Source organism: Gaetbulibacter sp. M240 (genome assembly GCF_043876815.1).
GTDB lineage: Bacteria > Bacteroidota > Bacteroidia > Flavobacteriales > Flavobacteriaceae > Gaetbulibacter_A.
In genome coordinates, this window is record NZ_JBAWKA010000002.1 from 110,797 (window position 1) to 133,750 (window position 22,954).

Annotated in this window: 13 protein-coding genes; 6 read left to right on the forward strand and 7 right to left on the reverse strand. The window is 37.2% G+C overall.

Features of this window, described 5'->3' with window-relative positions; translation table 11 throughout:
- Nucleotides 1-7 precede the first annotated feature (7 nt).
- Nucleotides 8-1,462 carry a glycoside hydrolase family 27 protein gene (locus tag V8G61_RS05930; protein WP_394874575.1) on the forward strand — a complete coding sequence of 485 codons (1,455 nt, stop codon included), beginning with the start codon at nucleotides 8-10 and terminating at the stop codon, nucleotides 1,460-1,462.
- A 5-nt stretch (nucleotides 1,463-1,467) separates the two neighbouring features.
- Entirely contained in the window at nucleotides 1,468-3,063 is a 1,596-nt protein-coding gene (locus V8G61_RS05935) for a sulfatase (RefSeq protein WP_394874576.1), read from the forward strand.
- Nucleotides 3,064-3,330: 267 nt separating this feature from the next.
- Here the strand turns inward: V8G61_RS05935 and V8G61_RS05940 are convergent, their stop codons facing one another.
- The 6 genes from V8G61_RS05940 to V8G61_RS05965 are packed head-to-tail and all read right to left on the reverse strand — an operon-like array spanning nucleotide 3,331 to nucleotide 12,192.
- Nucleotides 3,331-4,938, reverse strand: a complete 1,608-nt coding sequence (locus V8G61_RS05940; protein ID WP_394874577.1) for a hypothetical protein — start codon at nucleotides 4,936-4,938, stop codon at nucleotides 3,331-3,333.
- 42 nt (nucleotides 4,939-4,980) lie between these two features.
- Nucleotides 4,981-6,939, reverse strand: a complete 1,959-nt coding sequence (locus tag V8G61_RS05945) for a sialate O-acetylesterase (RefSeq protein ID WP_394874578.1) — start codon at nucleotides 6,937-6,939, stop codon at nucleotides 4,981-4,983.
- 7 nt (nucleotides 6,940-6,946) lie between these two features.
- Nucleotides 6,947-8,428, reverse strand: a complete 1,482-nt coding sequence (locus tag V8G61_RS05950; RefSeq protein ID WP_394874579.1) for an arylsulfatase — start codon at nucleotides 8,426-8,428, stop codon at nucleotides 6,947-6,949.
- 20 nt (nucleotides 8,429-8,448) lie between these two features.
- The gene (locus V8G61_RS05955; protein ID WP_394874580.1) at nucleotides 8,449-9,609 is read right to left on the reverse strand and encodes an SGNH/GDSL hydrolase family protein; all 1,161 of its coding nucleotides are present in this window, start codon (nucleotides 9,607-9,609) and stop codon (nucleotides 8,449-8,451) included.
- A gap of 46 nt (nucleotides 9,610-9,655) precedes the next feature.
- Entirely contained in the window at nucleotides 9,656-10,531 is an 876-nt protein-coding gene (locus V8G61_RS05960; RefSeq protein WP_394874581.1) for a sialate O-acetylesterase, read from the reverse strand.
- A 5-nt stretch (nucleotides 10,532-10,536) separates the two neighbouring features.
- Nucleotides 10,537-12,192, reverse strand: a complete 1,656-nt coding sequence (locus V8G61_RS05965) for a hypothetical protein (RefSeq protein WP_394874582.1) — start codon at nucleotides 12,190-12,192, stop codon at nucleotides 10,537-10,539.
- A 313-nt stretch (nucleotides 12,193-12,505) separates the two neighbouring features.
- Here V8G61_RS05965 and V8G61_RS05970 point away from each other — a divergent pair, with 313 nt between their 5' ends.
- The 3 genes from V8G61_RS05970 to V8G61_RS05980 are packed head-to-tail and all read left to right on the forward strand — an operon-like array spanning nucleotide 12,506 to nucleotide 18,205.
- Nucleotides 12,506-14,062, forward strand: a complete 1,557-nt coding sequence (locus tag V8G61_RS05970; protein ID WP_394874583.1) for an arylsulfatase — start codon at nucleotides 12,506-12,508, stop codon at nucleotides 14,060-14,062.
- A 19-nt stretch (nucleotides 14,063-14,081) separates the two neighbouring features.
- Nucleotides 14,082-15,701, forward strand: coding sequence for a sulfatase (locus tag V8G61_RS05975; RefSeq protein ID WP_394874584.1), 1,620 nt, complete (start codon nucleotides 14,082-14,084; stop codon nucleotides 15,699-15,701).
- Between the two features lie 17 nt (nucleotides 15,702-15,718).
- On the forward strand, nucleotides 15,719-18,205 hold the full coding sequence (locus tag V8G61_RS05980; protein ID WP_394874585.1) for a glycoside hydrolase family 2 TIM barrel-domain containing protein: 2,487 nt from the start codon (nucleotides 15,719-15,721) through the stop codon (nucleotides 18,203-18,205).
- A 531-nt stretch (nucleotides 18,206-18,736) separates the two neighbouring features.
- Here V8G61_RS05980 and V8G61_RS05985 read toward each other — a convergent pair.
- A complete protein-coding gene (locus V8G61_RS05985) occupies nucleotides 18,737-21,967 on the reverse strand; it encodes a PDZ domain-containing protein (RefSeq protein WP_394874586.1) in 3,231 nt (1,076 codons plus the stop codon).
- 215 nt (nucleotides 21,968-22,182) lie between these two features.
- On the opposite strand from V8G61_RS05985, the gene V8G61_RS05990 reads away from it, so the two are divergent.
- Nucleotides 22,183-22,950 (forward strand): zinc-dependent peptidase, encoded by a 768-nt coding sequence (locus V8G61_RS05990; protein ID WP_394875293.1) that lies wholly within the window; start codon nucleotides 22,183-22,185, stop codon nucleotides 22,948-22,950.
- The last annotated feature ends 4 nt before the right edge of the window (nucleotides 22,951-22,954 follow it).

A 22,954-nucleotide genomic window follows, 5' to 3' on the forward strand; every position in this document is an offset into this window, starting at 1 on the left:
ATTCGAAATGAATATAAAAAATATAAATGCTTTAAGTTTTTTTCTGGTTATTATGCTGGTTATTGGACTTGGATTTGTTCCGATAAAAATTAACCAGGGTAAAAAAGACCAATTAAATTTGGCAAAAACACCTCCAATGGGGTGGAATAGTTTTGATAGTTATGGCGTTTATTTGCACGAAGAGGCGGCTTTGGCTAACCTCGAGGCTTTTGCAAAGAAACTGAAACCTCATGGCTATGAATACTTTGTTATTGACGCCGGATGGTTTGGTGAATTTAAATTAAAGGAAGGCACTATTTACCCTGCAGAGAAACATGCCGTAGAACTTAACATAAATGAATACGGTTTATTACAACCTTCTAAAACCTATTTTCCGAATGGGCTAAAACCTATCATAGACCGTTGTCATGAACTTGGTCTTAAATTTGGAATTCATTTAATGCGTGGCATTCCGCGAGTTGCTGTAGAGAACAATACAAAAGTTAAAGGGACCGAGTATTTTGCACAAGATATTGCTGATACTACAAGTATTTGTGACTGGAACCATCAAAATTATGGTGTAGATATGTCGAAACCCGGAGCTCAGGAATTCTATAATTCCCTAATGAACCAAATGGCCGATTGGGGCGTGGATTTCCTTAAATACGACGACTTGGTGCCTTACCCGGAAGAAATTGAGGGTATTGCCAGAGCCATTAAACAAAGTGAAAGACCTATGGTTTATAGTTTAAGTCCCGGGGGTACCGTTGATGTTAATGCCATTGATGCCTTTAAAAAAGCGAACATGCTTCGCGTCACACCAGATATTTGGGATGATCAAGAGGGTTTAGACCAATGTTTCGCAGCATGGCGTAAATGGCAAGGTCAAGAGGCGCCGGGATTTTGGATTGATATGGACATGATTCCCTTTGGACAACTACAATTAATGTCGCCAAAACCGCAGGGGGTTAAAGGTGATGAAACCAAAAAAGAGATATCGGAAAAGATAAAATCTGGTGAGCTCCATAATATAGAGCTTCTCGCTGGAAAAGGATGGCATAGGCATAGCCATTTCACAAAGGATCAAATGTATACCTTTATCACCCTCAGGGCTTTATCAGCTTCACCATTAATGATGGGAGGTGATTTACCAAGTTTAGATGATTTTTCATTAAAGCTTGTTACGAATGATGACATTATAGCGTGTAATCAAAATGGTATAATGGGGCATTTAATTTATGAAAAAAATAATATAGAAATTTGGAAAACACCTCATACATCAGAAGATAGTGGTTGGATTGGGATTTTTAACAGATCAGCTAAAAAACAATCAATGTCATTTTCTATGGATGACCTGAAATTAGATATCAACAAGGATTACTTCATTTATAATATTTGGAAAGAAAGGGAAGTTGGTAATTTATTTTTTGATATTAACGCCAATGGCGTGGTTTTCTTAAAATATTCTAATAAACTAATTTAAAAATAGTGATTAGCAAGAATTTTCGTGCATTCTATTTCCTTCTTATTTTAATCGTATTTAGTTGTAAAACTACTTCTGAAAAAGAAGTGGTTGTGGCTAGACCTAATATTTTGTTTTGTATTCTCGATGATGCCTCACCGCACATGAGTGCCTATGGATACGATTGGGTTAAAACACCTGCATTTGATAGGATAGCAGCGAATGGTATTCTTTTTAACAATGCTTACACCCCTAACGCAAAATGTGCGCCTTCCCGTGCCTGCGTTATCACAGGTCGAAATTCATGGCAACTTGAAGAGGCAGCCAATCATGTGAATAATTTTCCTGGAAAATTTAAAACCTTTCCTGAGGTACTTCGTGAAAATGGGTACTTCACGGCAAAAACGGGAAAAGGCTGGGGCCCTGGAGATCCCGGAGCGATTAATGGAGATCTCAGGCTTTTGATAGGAAAATCTTATGCTGATTTTAAGGCAAAACCATGGGCCACTGGGATGAGTAATGAGGATTATGCGGCTAATTTTAATGAATTCCTCGATGATGCCGAAGGACAACCGTGGTTCTTTTGGTACGGAGCGCGTGAACCTCACCGTGACTATGAGTATGGATCAGGGGAAAAAACAGGTAAAAAGAATATTAAAGACATTGATTCTGTACCGGCATTTTGGCCTGATAATGAGATCATTCGAAATGATATGCTCGATTATGCCCTTGAAATTGAGTATGCCGATGCGCACCTTGGTCGGATGTTAGATAATCTGGAAAAAAGAGGCTTATTGGAAAATACCATTGTAGTTTTCACTTCGGACCATGGAATGCCTTTCCCACGGGTGAAAGCTCAGGAATATTTCTATTCTAATCATGTTCCCTTAGCTATTATGTGGCCAAAGGGTATAAAAAACCCGGGCCGTACCATTGAGGATATGGTTAGTTTTATTGACTTTACTCCAACATTTTTGGAGTTGGCGGGTATTCCTGTCGACAGTTCTGGAATGCATAGTTCTCCGGGTAAAAGTTTAACTGATATTTTTTATTCCAAAAAAACAGGACAGGTTAATCCAGACCGTGAAATGATATTGATTGGAAAGGAACGCCACGACTATAGTAGGCCAAATAATCAGGGATATCCTATTCGAGGCATTTTATCTAAGGATTACTTGTATTTATTTAATTATGATATTTCATTATGGCCTGCCGGAAATCCTGAAATAGGTTATTTAGATATTGATGGGTCACCCACAAAAACTGAAATATTAGAATTATTTAGAACCGGTGAGGAGGACAAATATTGGCAGTGGTCCATGGGGAAAAGAGACACGCATGAGGAATTTTTTAATATTTCTCAAGATAAAGAATGCATGAATAATCTTGCGGCAATTTCTGAGTTCGAAGACTTGAAAAAAAGTATGAAACGTCGCATGGAAACGATGCTTAGGGAGCAGAATGATCCGCGCATGTTCGGTAACGGTGATATATTTAACAGTTACAAATATTCGACCGATAAAGGGTGGAACTATTACGAGCGTTTTATGGAAGGAGAGTTCACCATGGAGGATACCGAATGGGTGAATCCTAGTGACAAGGAAGAGACCCTTTTAGATTAAGGAAAATTTTTTAAAGACCATTCTTTAGTTGGTCTTGATTAAAACCATCATTTTTGTATCGGTTTTTTAGTGATCGTATAATGCCTTATGAATTAGGTCTATCCAGCTTTGTTGTTTTTACTTGCTGATGTACACCAAAATAACCTACCCAATCATTTAAATTTTCAATAGCAATGAACATTACATTTGGTTTGTCCGCACCTTGACTTTGAACAACCAAGCTCATTGGAATAAATAAAAAAACTGAAATGATTTGTAATGCCCTGATTATTTTTGAGGACTATAAATGAATTTAACGGTGTCCTGATCTAAAAATTCAGTATTAAAATTGCCATCCTCAAAACTTGTTAGGATTTTACCATTGAAATAACAGTTTTTAAATAGAATATTTTTAATCTTTCTATTGTCGTCTAGTCCAGTTAATGTGTTTCTGGGTTTTCCTTTTTGATCATCTAAACTGGTGGATACGCCATCATGCTCCTGATGAATATTTTCAAAAACAAGATTTTTAATGATCGCATCCTCACCTGCTTTACCTCCCGAAGTTATTCTTCCATAAAATGGCGGAAACGCGGGTAATGGATCTTCCACTAAAATATTTTTTATATGAATATTAGCTAAGGTATTTCCGGGTCGTAATGAACGAAAACTTATAATTCTACCACCATGCCACCAATGCCATTGGGCCCTTTGATAGATTACCTTTACGTTTTCAAATTTACAGGTGCTTCCGTCCGTAACATTCTGTAGAAATAAAACCGCCCCATTGGCATCGGTCCAAACTACGTTATCATGTTGATTAACATGGCTAGCTCCAAGATAAAAGGCGTCGTCTTGAACTCTAAAAAAACAGTCAAACACTTCTGAGTTTCTAAAAGCATTGACACCGTCACTGTTTTTTCTCCAGGCTAATATTTTTAGGTTTTTATAGATGTTAATATTTGATTCATCACCTGTATGCCCCATGTTGAAGGTGTGAAAAGCCGGGTCTGCAACAACAAACCCTTCAAGGTGAGCCCCTTCAGCTTGATAAGTAAACGGCTTAACAGATTTATTGTCATCATCATCAGGATGTCTCGCAATATGTTCACTGCTTAAGGTTCCCGAACCATATACTTTAAAGTTTTTTGTTGCTTCTTTACCCCATTTATTAAGAGGATGCATGGTTCCTTTCACAACAGCATCACCGGGGATATAATATGTTTCGTTATTTAAAATCTTGAAACTTAAACCAATATCATGTACTCCGGGAGCAAAAATGATGGTTTTCCAATCATTTCTACCTAGCGTATTGATATCTTCACCAGGTTGTAAAACTCTGACCTTAGGATCTTTTGGATCTGGTTTTTGAAATACAGGATTTGCAAATAAGCTAATGGTATGCACTTTTGGTCCCTGATACCCAAAACCAGTGTAATTGTCCTCCATTTGCCCGTTAATGTCTACATTACCATTGGCAGGTTCCGAAAAAGCTACATAGGCCTTACCGTTTGATATTTTTGCCGGTGAGGCATCTCCCATAGGTCTTACCATTGCTTTGGTTATTGGAGAACCATCTTTTTTTGAAATTTCCACAATGACTTTATTATCCTTAAAATCGGATTCAAAGGAAATCCAGGAAGCCGTAAAACCTCTAACAATATCGTAATAGGCGTTTTCGGGATCCTCCTGCTTTTCTTTAGCTCTGGTTTGAAGTACAAAAGCGTTTCGCCAGGCAGTATTATCTTCATTTTCAAATTTCACCCGACATTCGTAGTGATCCGAAGCCGCACGACCTGGAATGTTATTATAAACTATGAGCTCTTGTGACTTTGACTCATTAGCGCTAAATATTATTAGTGAAATTTGAATATAGTAAACTATCTTTTTCATCATTCAGGGTTTTTCTAAAATATATAAATGGCTTTATTTGTCTTATTATTTGAATGTTTTTCCCTCGGTAACGCCTCTCCAATCATCCGTTCTAAATGGTATTGCCGGAAAACCTTCATTGTTATACAGATTAAATTCAGATGGATTATTAGCCCAGGCAAAACGCACAGCAATCGGGCTCTTTACTTTATCAGACCAAACAATAACATTATCGCCTTCAATTTTTGCCGTGGCTTTGTAAAATTTTTGATCAGGACCGGCGATTTCAAATTCGTTTATAAACCCATCGTTGCCTTTTACCAGGAAACCTGAACCGATATGATCGAAACTTAAAAGAGCTTTATTACCGCTTATTGTCATTGATTTATATTGAGGACCAGAGTATACAAGGTTTTTATGGTAAGCAATTTTCATGGCTGCCGCTGTTAATCTTTTGGCAACATCCTGTTTATTTTTAGGATGAATGTTGTTTTGTTCACCAATATCAATAGCCACAGCCATACCTGTATTATTTAGGTCTAAGGCTTTTGTTTGCGATTCCCGTAACTCTGCCCAGTTAGAATTACCTGAAGTATTATTGGGAGCACCAAAATTAGCAAGTTGAACAAATAAAAATGGAAAATCTCCTTGTTTCCAATCCTGTCGCCAATTATTAATTAAGTTGGAAAACGTTTTTCGGTACTCCATAGCCCGTGGTGTATTATTTTCCCCTTGATACCAAATCACGCCCTTAATAGCATAGGGAATTAAAGGATGAACCATAGCATTAAACAGTAAGCTGGGTGATTCATTTGGAGAGATTTCAAAATTTTCGTAAACTTTATCAACTTTAAATTTCCAGCTGCCGCTTAAAGGAATTTTCTCTTTACTAAGCTTTATAAAAAAATCTTCTGGGGATGATAAGAACCCGCCCTTATTTCTCCTGTCTTGAACGCGAATGGTAATATTATTTTTTCCTGAATTCAGTACTTCTTCTGGAACCGTATAAATCCGGTTTTCAGTAAATCCCCAATTGGTTTCACCTACTTTAACACCGTTTACCCAAACCATATCGGAATCATCGATTATGCCCAAATGCAATTCTATTTTTTTTGTGGGAGCATCAAAATTTAGATCTATATCATGGCTAAACCATACAATACCATCAAGATCTTCATATCCTTGTTTTTCCCATTCGTTTGGAAGTTGCATTTTTGACCAATCACTGCGATCTGTTTGAGGTAACATCCATTTTTCTTCAATACCCATTTCTTTTTCTGGGAATTCCCCAAGTGTTATGAGTAATTTACTTCTTTTTTTGTCCTTTTCTTTTTCAATATCAAACGTGTCGATTCTCGTAGCGAAATTTTCATAATTAGGCAGTTTTATCAAGGACTCTCTGGAAGTCCAGGTTTCTACACAAGTTGCTCCTACAGATGTGTTAATTAGTCCGATTGGCACGTTTTGTTCCAGATGAATATTTCTACTAAAGAAATAACCAACGGCAGAAAATTCTTTGATATTCTCGGGATTACATATTTCCCAGGAGGAGTTTGGAATTTCGTACATAGGTATCGTGCTAATTTCGCGTGGCACAGTGAACAACCTAATGTTTGGATAATCGGCATTTTTTATTTCAGTGTTCGCATTTTTCGAGTTCTTCACTGCCCAGGCCATATTAGACTGTCCAGAGCATATCCATACATCTCCTATTAAAATATTGCGAAGTACAAGTTTATTAGCGCCTTGAATAATCATTTCAAAGGGTCCTCCCGGAGCCATGGGTTTAAGTCTTAATTGCCATTTACCATGTTTATCTGCTTTAGTATTCAAATTTTGTCCATTGAAACTAAGCGTCAATTTTTCACCGGGATCTGCTGTACCCCATATTTTGACATTCATACTACGCTGCAAAACCATATTACTCGAAAAAATATCGGCAAGTTTAACATCTGCTGTAACTGGTATACAATAGCATAAAATAGTTATTGTTAAAAAATGTCTCAGGTATTTTAGGGGAGTCATTATTTTTTTAGTAATTATTACTTACGTTAGCTTTAAAAGGAAATTCAGCGTTTTCTTCATGTTCATTTTCCATAATTGTAGACAATTCTTTAACAATTTCAGGATATTCATCGGCCACGTTATGCTCCTCTCCAAGATCCGAACTCAGATCATAAAGTTCAATTTTGGTTTTGGAGGGATTAAAACAGTTTAATTTAACGGCTTTCCACTTACCTTTCCGAACGGCTTTTTTTCCTCCTTGCTCGTGAAATTCCCAATATAGGAAGTCATGATCTTTTTGCTCTTTGCCTAATAACTCTGGTAAAAATGAGATACCGTCAATGTTTTGTGGCGCTTCTACCTTGGCAAGTTCTGCTAGAGTTGGCATAATATCCCAAAACGCAGAAATATGATCCGATTGGGTGTTTCCTTGGATTTTGCTTGGCCAGCTTACAATCATTGGCACCCGAACACCACCTTCATAGAGGTCGCGCTTATAGCCTTTTAATTGGCCATTACTGTCAAAGAAATCCGGGTCGGCACCGCCTTCTTGGTGTGGACCATTATCTGATGAAAACATAATGATAGTATTCTCGGCTAATCCCAATTCTTTTAGTTTTGCCATGATGTCTCCTACTTGTTGATCTAATAACGTAACCATGGCCGCAAAAGTAGCTCTGGGTTCAGGTTGTGACGTATAGTATTTAACGTCAAACTTTTCGTCACCATAGTTGGCTCCAGGCTGTGTATTTATAAAGGGTTTCTCTTCATACTTGCCTCTAAATTTTTCTAACTCGGCCTCAGGAACAATAAGTTCGGCATGAGGTGCCACGTTAGGATAAAACAAAAAGAAAGGCTTGTCTTTGTTAGTCTCTATGAAATTTAAGGCTTTATCGTGAATAAGATAGCCTGCATAATTATTAGTCTTTTTAAATCCTTCATTACCTTCAAGTAGAACTTTTTCGCTGTTGTGCCATAGATGTTCCGGATAGTATCGATGTGCTTGGCGCTGACAATTATAGCCGTAAAACTCATCAAAACCTTGCTTATTTGGATCACCATCGGTGCCTACGAAACCTAAGCCCCATTTGCCAAAGGCGCCTGTGGTATAGCCAGCATCCTTCAACATTTCGGCAATGGTGTAAGTTTCTGCTGCCATCGGATGTTGCCCTTCAGGGATGAATTCCTTATTTCCCCTGATAGAAGTATGACCTGTATGCATGCCAGAAAGTAACACACTGCGAGAAGGGGCACAAACCGTGCTACCTGCGTAATGCTGGGTGAACAACATGCCATCTTTCGCTAGTTTATCCAGATTCGGTGTGTTGAATTTTGATTGTCCATAAACACCAACATCTGCATAACCAAGATCATCTGCTAGTATATAGATAATGTTTGGCCTTTCATGGTTTATTTCTTGTGATTGTATGTCATTCTTGCTTTCATTTTTACAACTAAAAAGTGCAGCGGTTAAAATAAGAATAAATAATACATTTTTGATTTTCATCATTTTGTCAAATATTAATTAAATTATTTCGAGATATTCACATTGTTTAGTAAACGCTCATCCAAGCGATCCGGCCAACCTTTTCCCTTAGGTAAAATATTAGCTACAATTTTATATTCGGATCCGGGCTCTGTGTCTTTAGGAATGGTAATATTGAATGTTTCCGTTTTAGAGCCTGTATCAATGGTTTTTAAGGTTGAAAACACCGGCGTCCATGGTGCTTTATTCAATTGAATAAAAATTCTCAAATCTCTTTTTTGACTCGCGGCGTAGGATATGGTTATCGGGATCTGCTGCCCCGCTTTTAGCACATTTGGAGCGGAAAATTTGTAAATTTTATCAATATTAGCTTCGGCTTCACCTTTAGATAAAGGCAAGCCTTTATGATTCTTTTTTAATTTGGGAAGGATGTAATTTACAGTTTCTATGGCGAGTAATCTATAGCCCATAGGGTTTGGGTGACGATCTTTATACCATCCTTCAACGTTGTGAAAAATAGGGTCTAGCTCTGTTGTTGAAACCCTAACCATATCTGTTTTTTTCCATTCTACATATGAAGTGTAGGGTCTTGCCACTTCTTGATATACATCGGGAATATCAGAAAGAGGAACGAACCGTGTATTCATTGAATTTTCTCCATGAATTTCTAATCCTTTCTGATATAAAGGAAAAACATCAAATAACTCTAAATTTTCTTCTTTAGCTAATTCTTTGACCATAGTATTAATAATGGTAGATCCTTCCTCTTTTAAAAAAGGAATAATCGTGGTTAAAATGATTTTTGCAGAAGGAAAGTCTGCCTTTAATTTAGCGATTAGAATTTTATAATCTTTTGGAAAGTTTTCCTCAACAGGCTTTCGTTTGAAAGAATCATTAATACCATAGCGCACAAAAATATAATCCATCTTTCCTAATGGTTTTATTTCATCATCATAACGTCCGCTTTCAACAACAGAAAAAGCTGTTTCACCTCCTCGAGCAGAATTAATAACTTCTACTGATGGTGTTTCTGTGTCTTTATTGATAATATCTTCGATAGTCGTTTCAAAAATACCTTTGCCTCCAATTGTTGTACTGTCACCAATTAAAAGTATTCTTACTTTTTCATTGGGTTTATATTGTTGAATGAATGCCGTTGAAAAGAGAAATAATAGTGATAAACTTAATAATTTTAATAATTTCATAGTTCTTAATCTTTCTGTTTACTTTTTTAGAAATTTTGTTGAGATTTTAATTAAAGTTGAGGTCATAAATTTTAAAGAATTCGATCCCTATTCTTTTCATACTTTCTGTTGTATAATGCCATAATGGTGGATCGTATTGTGGGTAGTAATCTGCTGAGTTTTTATCGTCATATTCTTGTGTAATTACGAAAACATTTTTGTCCTCCTTGGCGTTCCGAATCATGCCATCAACCACCATTTGATTTCCAACCTGAAACATTATAAAAGGTAGTTTCGGAGAATCAAAATCTTGTCGAACGGTAGAAATGAGATTTTTAAGATGATCTCCATAGGAGGATGCCGGTTTTTCTCCCCAACTATTCACGTTGCTATCGTGTTCACCTTGTACCCAAAACATGCCTTTAATTTCATAGGCTTCTGGGTTATAAGACTTCAAAGCGGTTTTGGTATAATCAACAAAGTCGAAATACAATTTGGGTTTATTCTCCTCTTTCACCAGGCTTGCCTTTTCGTAGGTCCAATCCGGATTCCAACAGCCGTAAAGAGAGGTGCCTCCTATAGAGCGTTTGATAAAAATAAATTCGTCCTCAGGGTATTTCTCTGCCATTTCAATACCAAAAAACAATTCTGGACCGAACATGGTTTTGAATTTGAATTTATCCTGAAGAAAAGGTGTAGGGGTTGTTAATTGTAGTGAAGTAACCGGTTTATGGTTATAATAAAATTGAATCCTAGGAGCCACCTTAGAGAGCCTCTCTAGGTCTTTTTCATTCAAGACGTCACCATTGGCTCTTCCATCCATATTTGACTGCCCTGCGAAAAGAAAAACTTTTTTTCTTGTATTTTCTGGTAATCTTTGCTCTTGCTGCCCATGAGAAATCATGATGGTCAATATCAATAGAATAACGAATGTCAATCTCATTTTTCTCAAGTTTTTATAATTCGTAAAAAGCTGATGGTTGGTTCATAGGTGTCTTCACCATGAATTTCCAGATCAAATAGCAAGGTTTTGGCTTCGAAGTCTGGATTGATAAAAAAGGTAGCCGTTTTTATCTGCCCCGTATTTGTATTGGTCACATTTCGTTTTTCAACACCGTTTGTTCCATTAAAAGAGAGGTGCCATGTTCCCGCGCCTTCGTCCAAATAAGATATTTTGACAGCAAAATTTTTATTGTTCCGAAGGAAAGTATCATCCAAATCGAAGCCGATTTTATGACCTTTTCGAGCGACATAATCGTAATATTTCCCAGGTTCAACCATCCACATTTTTATGGCTTGATTTATTTTGACTACTGGTGTAGTCTCATATCCAGGTCTATCCCTTTGGTATACCCAACGCTCGAAGTTCTTTACCGGACGTCCGCCATTTCCTTTAATATAACTTTCTCGTAAAAAACACCAGGCATCCGGAGCATCTTCTGCGGTTCTTCCCAGATTTAAGCTTACCCAAGTAAACATGTCCGGTAATAATGAAAACTCATTGTTCAACAAATAATTACAACGCATCTGAAGTAATCTTAAGTTAGCCGTAAAATACCTGTAGGGATAAGAGATTGTGTTTTCCCCAAAACGAAAATCTCGTTCGGCGGTTGCCCATTTTTCCTCATATTCCTCATTTTCTTCGCCATGAAATAGGTTTTTCTCAATAATTTCATTGGACTCATCCACTATTAAATAGCCATTCGTATCAAGTTGTTGTCCGATATGCTCATCGGGAATATGATAAAGGTACATTTCAACGAAGCCTCTCCGAATACCAAAACCTTTGCTAAAACCATATTTTGACAAGCCGCCCATAAACACTTTGCTCTCAACACCTTGGCAAGCCTTGGCCCAAGTATCTATACGCTCTCTTACGTGTTGAATGGTGTCATTGGCGTTTGATTTATTTTCGGGGAAAGGTCCAATTCCTTCATCACCATTTGAAGGTGAAGCGTATCCAAGAAACAAGCCTTTTACTTCCTTCATTTGAGGAATACCACTTTCTCCTAAGGCATTTATAAATTTGAGGTAGCGTTTGTGAAATTCGGGATGGCTTACTTCATAATTTGTCTTTATGGGATTTTCCTTATGTTCTTTTCGAATGGGGATATTGTATTTTTTAATCCAGTCGGGGGCAAAATCTATAGCTGAAAAATGAATGCGAACTATGGAACCATAACCTTTTTCATAGGCCCCTTTGATGTTTTCGATCAACGGATCAAAATTTATTTCACCTTCATTTGGCTCAAGGTCACGCCATTTTACCCAATGAGATATTACAGCATTTGCTGAAAAATTAATTTTTGGAAGTTGTTCTATCTTGTCCTTATAAAGACCATGATTACGCGCAATACAAAGATTTGATTTCTGAGCGGGTTTTAAAGTTCCAGGAAGAGACCAATCCCAACCATTTACTATGGTGTCCTGAGCATACCATACCGGATTTTTAATTTCGGAAATGGGTGTTTTGTGATAGTTACCCCAAAAAGGATATTCCAAATCATTTGAAGCTTCATCCTGGCTATAAGCCAAAGAAAAATGAAGCGTTGAAAAAAGAATTATTAAATTCTTTGAGTATGATAAAAGCTGCCAATGTCTCATGCGTATAATTCTTAATTCTTAAATGAATTTCAGTTTAGTTAGTAACAAACTTATGGATTGCGGCGTAGTTTAAGCACCTAGTTTTGTTTCAAAAGGTGGCTTTATATTGTTCAAGAGATTTATAATTCCCTTTTTAAGGAAGGAATCTTTTTTTGGTTTCCTAAGTGTATAACCAAGTGTATAAGATTGGTTTTCCGATCAAAGAATTTGTTTTTTGACCTATACACGACTCCTTTTTGAATGCATTATCACCAATGAAAACCAGTTTAAATCATATCTTTGGGAAACAAACTTATACTTCAATTTTTCAATAATGAATCGATTTATTTTCTCAATCTTAAGTATCCTATTCATAGCAACTTCCTGCGAACAAACCAAAAAAGAAATCCAACCTGAACCAATTGAAGGTACTGAAAAACCTAATATCATTATCATTTACGCTGATGATTTAGGGTATGGTGATCTTAGTGCTTATGGTGGAATGAAGCTTAATACCCCGAATATAGATAGATTGGCTGAAGGTGGAGTGCGTTTTACTAATGGTTATGCGACATCAGCAACCTGTTCACCAAGTCGTTATGCATTGCTAACAGGCATGTATCCTTGGCGAAATAAAAATGCTAAGATTTTACCGGGTACAGCACCTTTGTTAATAGATACTACTCAAATGACTTTGCCTAAAATGCTTAAAAGTGAAGGCTATGAAACGGGTATTGTTGGGAAGTGGCATTTAGGTCTGGGTACAGGATATGTAGATTGGAATTCACGAATTTCACCGGGTCCAAATGAGGTTGGCTTCGATTATAGTTTTATTATGGCCGCCACTCAGGATCGTGTTCCAACGGTTTATATTGAAAATGGTGAGGTGGTGAATTTAAATCCTGATGATCCTATTGAAGTCGATTACAAAAATAATTTTGACCAACAACCTACGGGAAAAGATAATCCGGAATTGTTGAAATTGAAATGGCATCATGGTCATAATAACACCATTGTAAATGGTATTCCGCGTATCGGTTTTATGAAAGGTGGACATACAGCAAGGTGGACTGATGAAACTATGGCCGACACCTTTTTAATGGAAGCTGAAGCTTTTATAAAGCGAAAAAAAGATAAACCCTTCTTGCTTTATTACGCCTTACAACAACCTCATGTGCCACGCACACCTGGGCCTCGTTTTGTTGGGAAATCCGGTATGGGACCTCGAGGCGATGTGATCCTGGAGGCGGATTGGTGTGTTGGGGAACTACTAAAAACCTTAGAAGAAGAAGGGCTTCTGGAAAACACCTTAATTGTTTTTTCAAGTGATAATGGTCCCGTTTTAAATGATGGCTATTTTGATGAGGCGGTTGAAAAGCTAGGAGACCATAAACCTGGAGGGTCATTACGAGGAGGAAAGTATAGCTTATTTGAAGCAGGAACCCGTGTACCCTTTATTACCTTCTGGAAAGGCAAGATTCAACCTAAAACATCGGACGCTTTAGTATCGCAGGTCGATCTTTTAACCTCTTTGTCTGCTCTTGTTGGTAGCGATGATAAAGGTCCGGATAGTGAAAACTTACTTCTCGTATTTTTAGGAGAAAGTGATCAAGGCAGAGAAGATTTGATCCTTGAGGCCACCACACGAACAGCATTGCGAAAAGGTGATTGGGTTATGATTCCACCGTATAAAGGAAGTCCACTAAACAAACAGGTAAATATTGAAACAGGAAACTCGGACAACTTTCAACTTTATAATCTGAATAAAGATATTGGTCAGCAAGAAAATTTAGCAAAAACCTACCCCGATACTTTGAAAACGATGATCGCAGTATTCGAAAAGATCCGCGGTAAGGATTACAGTAATATTGAGGAACTGGAATTAAAATAAAAAATAAAAAATGTATCGGATGAAATATCATTTCTTATCGAACAATAAACTTTTTCTGAGTATTATTTTTATTGTTTTTATGGTATTCATGAGCTGTAAACATGACAGGACTCAAGATGATTCAAGTTCAGCTATAAAACCCAATATATTATTCATTTTAGTAGATGATCTGGGAATGCATGATCTTAGTATAACGGGAAGTGACTATTATGAAACACCCAACATAGATTCCTTAGCTGCTAAAAGTTTTAGGTTTACACAGGGCTATGCTGGAAGTCGTGTTTGCAGTCCTTCCAGAGCAACAATAATGACTGGAAAATTCACAGCGCGCCATGGCATCACCAATTGGATTGGTGAAAGGTCTGGAAAGGACTGGCGTGTCATTAAGCGCTATGACAAATTATTGCCTGCGGATTACATCCATAATCTTCAGGTTGAAGATACAACGATAGCTGAAGCCTTTCAGGCGAATGGTTACACAACATTTTTTGCTGGAAAGTGGCATTTAGGTGGTGAAGGGTATTATCCGGAAAATAATGGATTTGATATCAACATAGGCGGATGGGATAAGGGAAGTCCCGTTGGCGGCTATTTTTCACCTTTTAAAAATCCTAAATTAAAAGATTCAGTCTCTGGAGAGCATTTATCGCTCCGGTTGGCCAATGAAACTGCAGATTTCTTAACCGCACATAAAAAAGAGCCCTTTTTCGCATTTTTATCATTTTATGCTGTACATGGTCCTATTCAAACTTCAGAAGATAAATGGGCGAAATACAGATTGAAAGCTAAGAGTCAAGGTCTAAAAGATCATGGTTTTGCCATGGAACGAAAACTTCCGATCAGGATGACTCAGGATAACCCCGTGTATGCCGGACTTGTGGAAACTATGGACGAGGCTGTTGGTGTTGTTTTGAATCAATTAAAGATACTTGGGCTCGATAAAAATACCATTGTTGTATTTACTTCAGATAACGGTGGAGTGGCCTCTGGTGATTCATTTTCTACAACGAATTTGCCTCTTCGTGGCGGAAAAGGCTATCAGTGGGAAGGTGGTATCAGAGAACCTTATTTTATTTATGTTCCAGGTAAAAAATTAAAAAATGGAACGAGTGATTACCCCGTAACGGGAGCTGATTTTTATCCTACCTTATTGGATTATGCGCAAATACCATTATTACCTAATCAGCATAAGGATGGGATTAGTTTAAAACCTATTATTGAAGCTGGAATAAATCCAGAATCACGTCCGTTATATTGGCATTATCCGCATTACGGAAATCAAGGTGGCGATCCATCGTCAATCATCCGGGAAGGGCAGTGGAAGCTTATTCATTATTATGAAGATGATACGGATGAATTATATGATTTGGAATTAGATCCCGGAGAACAACAAAATGTAGCTGAAAAATTTCCTCAGACAGTTAAAACGATGCGCCAGAAACTTATGAACTGGCTTGATGCTGTTGGTGCAAAGTTTCCTGTAAAAGATTCTGAATTTGACCCTTTGAAACGTAAAGAATATGACCAGAATAAAATTGATAAGCTTTTGCCAAATTTAGAAAAAGAACGCATGGAAATGCTTTCAAAAGATTTTAAACCAAATCGAGATTGGTGGGGAAGTAAGGTTACCAATGACTAAACACCTAAGGTTATTCTATGTATTCTAAATCATTAATAACATTCACGACTCTTATAGTCATTGTATTTATTCTAACGGGGTGTAATTCTATTGAACCTCAAAACCGAGAGCGTCTCTCCTTCAATAGTGATTGGCGGTTTAAAAGAACAGAGGATACCACAGCTTATAAAATAAATTATAATGATGCTGATTGGCGACAAATTTCTGTTCCGCATGACTGGGCCATTGAAGGTCCTTTTAAACCTGAATATAATTCGAGAACCGGGGGTTTACCGGTATATGGAATGGCCTGGTATCGTAAAGATTTTTATCTGGATTCTTCAAAAAAGGGAAGTGTTGTAACTTTGGAGTTCGATGGGGTCATGTCAAATGCTTCAGTTTATGTAAATGGTAAAAAGGTGTATCATCGACCAAACGGTTATATTGGTTTTGAAATAAATATAAGCTCCTACATCCAATTCAATCAAAAAAACACAATAGCCGTAAAGGTACATCCTAGACCCCTTTCAGCAAGGTGGTATCCAGGTGCCGGAATCTATAGAAATGTATGGTTGGAAATTAAAAACCCTGTGCATGTAGGGCATTGGGGAACTCAAATTACCACTCCGGAAATTACCAATGAAAAAGCTAGAATTTTGGTAAAAACAATAATCACTAACCAAAAACTTAAAAGGGGTAAGTATGAAATTAAAACGACAATTTACGATGCGAATAATACAGCTATAGCGGAAACCACAACTCCGTTTTTCTTTGATAAAAACCAGGCAGAGGTACTTCAGGATTTACATATTAAGGACCCAAATTTGTGGCATTTTGAAACGCCTAATCTCTACAAAGCCTTATCTGTTGTTTATCATAATAATAGTGCTGTCGATAATGTAGAAAACACCTTTGGCATTAGAAAAATAGAATTTACGCCTGACGGTTTCTTTTTAAATGGTCAAAGAGAAAAAATCCGTGGTGTGTGTCTGCATAATGATCTGGGGCCTTTAGGGTCTGCTGTGAATTATCGTGCCACGGAGCGTCAACTTCAAATCATGAAGGATATGGGGGTAAATGCTATTAGAACCTCGCATAACCCAACCTCTCCGGAGCAATTAGCGCTTTGCAACAAATTAGGTTTATTGGTTCAGGCAGAAGCTTTTGATATGTGGAAGTTGCCAAAAACAGAAAACGATTATCATTTGGATTGGGATGCGTGGCATCAGCAAGATCTACGTGATATGATTCGCAGAGATTTCAATCATCCATCTATTATTATGTGGAGCATTGGTAACGAAATTAAGGAGCAAAAGGATAAATCCGGGGCCCTAATTGCGAGTGAATTGGTTGCTATTTGCCATGAGGAAGACCCTACGCGGCCTACAACGGCAGGTTTCAATCAACTTGATGCTGCCATTAAAAATGGATTGGCCGAAGTTGTAGATTTAGTGGGTGCTAATTATAAACCCACCCAATATGCCGGAGTCATGAAAAAGCATCCAAATTGGGTTGTTTACGGTTCTGAAACGGCCTCAACGGTGTCATCAAGAGGCGTATATCATTTACCGCTTCGTACCTATGATAAGGACGCTTCGCTTCAGGTTAACAGTTATGATTTTAATGCGCCATCATGGGCCTATCCACCTGATGTTGAGTTTTATTTTCAGGAAACATTACCCCATGTTATTGGCAATTTTATGTGGACTGGGTTTGACTATTTAGGGGAGCCAACACCTTACGGAGGAAAAGATAATATTACTACCGGAAATTGGAATGCTGATTGGCCTGCTCGTAGTTCTTACTTTGGAGCTGTAGATTTGTCTGGTTTTCCAAAGGATCGATTTTACCTTTATCAAAGTCAGTGGACCACAAAACCTATGGCGCACCTATTGCCCCATTGGAATTGGGAGGGTACAGAAATTAAAACCGTTCCTGTGTATTGTTATACTAATGCCGATACTGCGGAATTATTTTTAAATGGGAAGTCTTTAGGCAAAAAAATTAAAGGGATAGATAAGACTAGAATTCCCGTTTGGTTTTGGGCCTGGGGAGATCGTCCCAAATACTTTGATTCTCCATATCGTTTGAGTTGGGATGTGCCTTTTGCCCCAGGTGAATTAAAGGTTGTGGCCTATAAAAATGATGAGATCGTTGCTCAAGATATTGTAAAAACGTCTAAAGCACCCCAAAAAATAAGCTTAATAGCTGATCGAAATACCATAAAGGCTGATGGGGAGGATTTATCCTTTATAACAGTTAAAATTGAAGATGAAGATTCAAACTTTTGTCCCCTGGCAGATAACAAAGTGTATTTTAAAATTTCTGGACCGGCTACGATAGCTGCAGTAGGGAATGGTAATGCTGCTTCTACAGAACCTTTTCAGGCGGATTTCAGGAAAACTTTTAATGGGCTGTGTTTATTGATAATAAAAAGCGAAAAAGGAACTCCAGGAGACATTACTATTGAAGCAATATCTCCAGGGTTGAAATCCAGCATCTTAAATATAAAAACTGTTTATTAATGAAGTTAATCTCTTCTTTGCTTGAGGAACGTCTCTTGAAATAATTAATAATCAGGTTTATTAAAAATCGAACTAAGAAATAAATGCCTAGTATGATAATAAAGGAGGTGGGTTTAAATTTAAAATATAAGTCGAAATGTTCCTAAAAGAGTGTATTGAAAAGTGGGCCCAATAAATAGATATAGGTGGTTAGCCAGATTCCTAAAACGATAACTTCGAACACTAAAAATCTTTTTAAAAAATTCTTACCAGAATCCGATGGAAAAAAGTCATTACTAATATTAGTGATAAAACGGCAACAAGGCTAAAAATGGCCCAATCTCAAGGGTTGGCTTCAAACAAGGAATCTTTTCTAGTAATGTGTTCATAATAATCGTAGGTGGAATAGATTATAATGATCAAATAAAAATGAAAGGAAGGTCTTTTTAATAAAGATCTCTGAATCATTTTTTGCTTTTTGTCGTTAGGTCAAATAAAATTCTATAGACTATCTACCCCATCAAAGTAATTCATCATTGATGAAATTTCCAATTAATTTTGTTTGGCAGGTTGTGAAAACTGAGGATGTGTAGTTTCAATTTCTTTGGTGTTTTTTAGTTCTTTTAATAACTCTTGAACGGCTCGCTCCAATTGTGGATCTTTCCCTTCATTCAGAGATTTAGCATCTTGTCTTACCGTAATATCAGGTTCGATCCCTTTATTTTCGCCAATCCATTCATTTTTAACCGGATCGAATACAGCATTGTCTGGTGCCGTCATGGCTCCTCCATCAATAAACGCATAATGAACCGATGATTTAACCAAACCTCCCCATGTGGTTTGTCCAATTAATTTCCCCGCATTTTGATGTCTGAAAACCCATGGGAAGTAATCTCCGCCAGACCCGGCCAGCTCATTAATAAGTAATACTTTTGGTCCGTGGATTCCAGCAGGTAATTTAAAGGCTTTTCCGTTAGGGACCTCATTAGTCACTGCTGCTCTAAGTTTACGCGTCAGTAAATCTACCATGTAATCATCTAATAGGCCGCCGCCATTAAAGCGTTCATCAATTACGGCTCCAAGTTTATTCTGTTGTGCAAATAGGTAGCGGTTAAAATATGTAAATCCTGCTCCAGACGTATTGGGAACCCAAATATAAGCTAATTTTCCACCTGATAATTCATCTACTTTTCTTCGGTTGTCTTCAATCCAAGCGCGCTGTCTCAGGTCATTTTCACTGGTTATAGGTTTTACAGTTTCCTTCCAAGAACCTTCAAAATCAGGCTTTGAATTGATATGCAGCACCGTTTGTAAGCCTCTGGTGCCTTGAAGAAATTTAAATAGGTTATCCGTACTTTTTAATTCTTTACCGTTAATCCCAACAATATAATCGCCCTCTTTTACACGAATGCCCGGTCGACTTAGTGGACTGGATAATTTTGGATTCCAAGATTCCGTATTGAATATTCGGGTAATTTTCCATCTGCCTTTCGACGATTCAAAATCGGCCCCGAGTAGTCCGGTTGGGATGTTTTGGGTTTCGGGGAGATCTCCTCCAAAAACAAAACTATGCCCTACAGATAATTCACCATTCATTTGATCTAAAACATAGTTTAAGGAGGCGCGGTGCTTAATAAAAGGTACAAGTGGCGCATATCGTTTGTAAACAACATTCCAGTTTCTTCCATGCATATTAGGATCGTAAAAGTAATCGCGCTGGTAACGCCAAGCTTCTTCAAAAATTTGTTTCCATTCGGCAGGTCGGTCGAGATCCATTTTAAGGCTGACCTCTAAATTTTCCCCCTTCCCTTTTGATACCTTAGCATCAAAAACCTGCCAAGACTGCCCAATTTTGGCAAGTGCTTTATTACCATCTCCTGAAACGGTAAACTGGCTTGCTTTTTCTGTAAAAATATCAGCTTTTCTTTCTTCAAGTGAATATTTATGAATGGTATATCCCGACTCATTTTCAATATTTTCTGCTAAGAAAAAGGTTCCCTTAGGACCAGCAATTACCTGTTGATAATTCCGGGTAGGCATGGGGATAGGGATAATCCGATTTTCAATATTATTAAAATCGATTTGAACCATATTATCTTCAGTGGATTTATCCTTGTCATCTTTTTTGATTTCCTCTTCGTTTTTAACTGATTCCTCATCACTTCTAAGCCTAAAAGGGGAGGGGTCTTCCTCTCTTAAATTTAATACATAGCAGTTAAATTCAGGATCAGCTATCATAGAGCTTGTATTTGCCCATCCCGAACCAAGGGCGAGATTAGTACTAGATAGGAAATATAAATGTTTTCCATCTAAATCCCAGGTTGGTGAAACACAATGCGCCATAGCATTTGTAATAGGCATTGATTTTTTGGTTTTAGACGACCAAATGTAAATTCGTTTAAAATTATTTTCTGAGGTTTTTGAGTAAGCTAACCATTTAGAATCAGGGGACCAATTTAAACCTAAATCACCACGTTCCAGATTTGTTCCTCCAACAGCAATAGTTTCAATAGTTCCTGATTCAATATTTACAAGGCGTAGTCGTACATCGTCGTCATCAAAAGCGATATATTTTCCATCAGGAGACCAGGTTGGCTCCCAACCCAATTTTGATTCTTCAATAGGTATATCTTTAAACACTGTAAAACCATCCTGTGATGCGATTCGCAAAGTATAGCCTTTTCCATCAATATCTGTAAACCAGGCAATTTTATCTCCCTTGGGTGACCAAACCGGTCTGCGGTCTGCCACACCCGAACTATTGGTTATATTTCGTGTATCGCCAAATTCTGTTGGAACCGTAAAAATTTCTCCCCGAGACTCCATGATGGCTCTTTTGCCAGTTGCTGATAGGGATACAGAACTTGCAGATTTACTAACATCCTCCAGATTTTTTTCAACCCAAGGAAAATCACTTGTAATGATTATATCCAGCTGTTTTGATTTATTTGTATTAAGGTCGAGTAGGTGAAATGCACCCTCGCGTTCGAATACCATTGTATTATCATTTCCTGAAATTGATTTAATATCGGAACCCTTGAAATGGGTGATTTCTTTCAATTCCTTAGAAGGAATGTTGTATTTCCAGATATTCATAACAGAATCCCGGTCGGAAATAAAGTATATGTCATTTTTTATCCAAAGCGGATTTTTATCTGTGGACTTATTATTGGGAATAAAAATTTCACTTTTTTCCTTTAAATTTAGAATACATAAAGGTTTATTTTGACCCCCTCGGTACACGCGCCATTCCTTATCCCAACGATTAATTTGATCAATGACTAATGATTTTCCATCAGGTGAAAATTGCGCATCCGTAGCCCATTGTTTTGTTAATTTGGTAGTTGGTCCACCTTCTTTATTAACTTTCCATAACCTATGGTAATTTGTTGGAGCTGTTTCTCTCGATGAGGCAAAATAAATAAAAGCCCCGTCCCTTGACCATCCCCTAACCAGAGCTTCGGAAGGGTGAAATGTTAAACGTTTAGGTTCGCCTCCTTCAATACTGACAGTATAAATGTTTGGAGTTCCTGTTCTGTTAGAAGTAAAAGCAATCTCCTTACCGTCGGGAGAAATATGCGGATCACTTTCTACGGCAGCCGTACTTGTGATACGTATTGGGTTTCTTTCTCCAATGGGAACTACCCAGATATCAGCAGCATAGACAAAAGCAATATGTGTTTTATTCATATCAGGCTGTTCTAATAATAATGTTGATTTTGGCGCTTGAGAAAATACAGAAATTGAAAAAAAGGCTAGAGTGATTAATGGTTTGATTGACATAAGGATTGGTTTTTGTGAAAGATAATAATTATATCTTAAAAATAGATTTAGATCTTATTCCATCACATTTTATTTTAGAATCTTAGAATTTTTATCATATATTGCTTGGTAATAAAAATTTATTAGCCACCAAATCCATGTTGTTTTTATTTTTAGACACGAAGTTAGAGTCAGATATTATCTCCGCGATAATTTTGACAGCCTGTATTGGTGTCATGCTGTTTTTTGGATTTCGGTTATTCGAGCGCATTTATTCGCTGATTTATAAAAGGCCGCTTTTTGTCCATTGGTACTTTAAACTTCGCACTATTAGTTCAGAACAAAGGCAAATTTTAAAAGATCAATTTTTATTTTATAACAAGTTGTCGAAAAGAGAGCAACGTTATTTTGAACATCGCTTAGCAACGTTTTTAAAAAGTAAAAAATTTCTTGGTAGAGATGGTATTTCTGTTGATGGCCATGTTCAAGTATTAATTTCAGCCACAGCGGTGATGCTTACTTTTGGATTTCGAGATTATTTAATAGGTGCAGTATCAACCATAATTATTTATCCGGAAACTTTTTATTCTCAGATCAAACAGGAATATCACAAAGGTGAATTCAATCCATTTTTCAGTGCTCTGGCACTTTCATGGAAAGATTTTAAAAAAGGGTATGCTATAGATAATGATAATTTAAATTTAGGGATCCATGAGTTTGCTCATGCCATTCATTATAATAGTAATACGGAATCTGATATAAGTTCGATCATATTCAGAGAGTCTATTAATGAATTATTGCATTTACTTTCAAAGGATAAAGACCTTCGCGAAGCTTTAATAAATTCTCAATATTTACGAAGTTATGCTTTTACCAATCCTTTTGAATTCCTAGCGGTCCTCATTGAAAATTTTATTGAAACGCCTCATGTTTTCAAAGATCAGTTTCCACAGATCTATATTAAAGTAAAACAGATGCTCAATTTTAACATGAGAGGTTATTAAATTT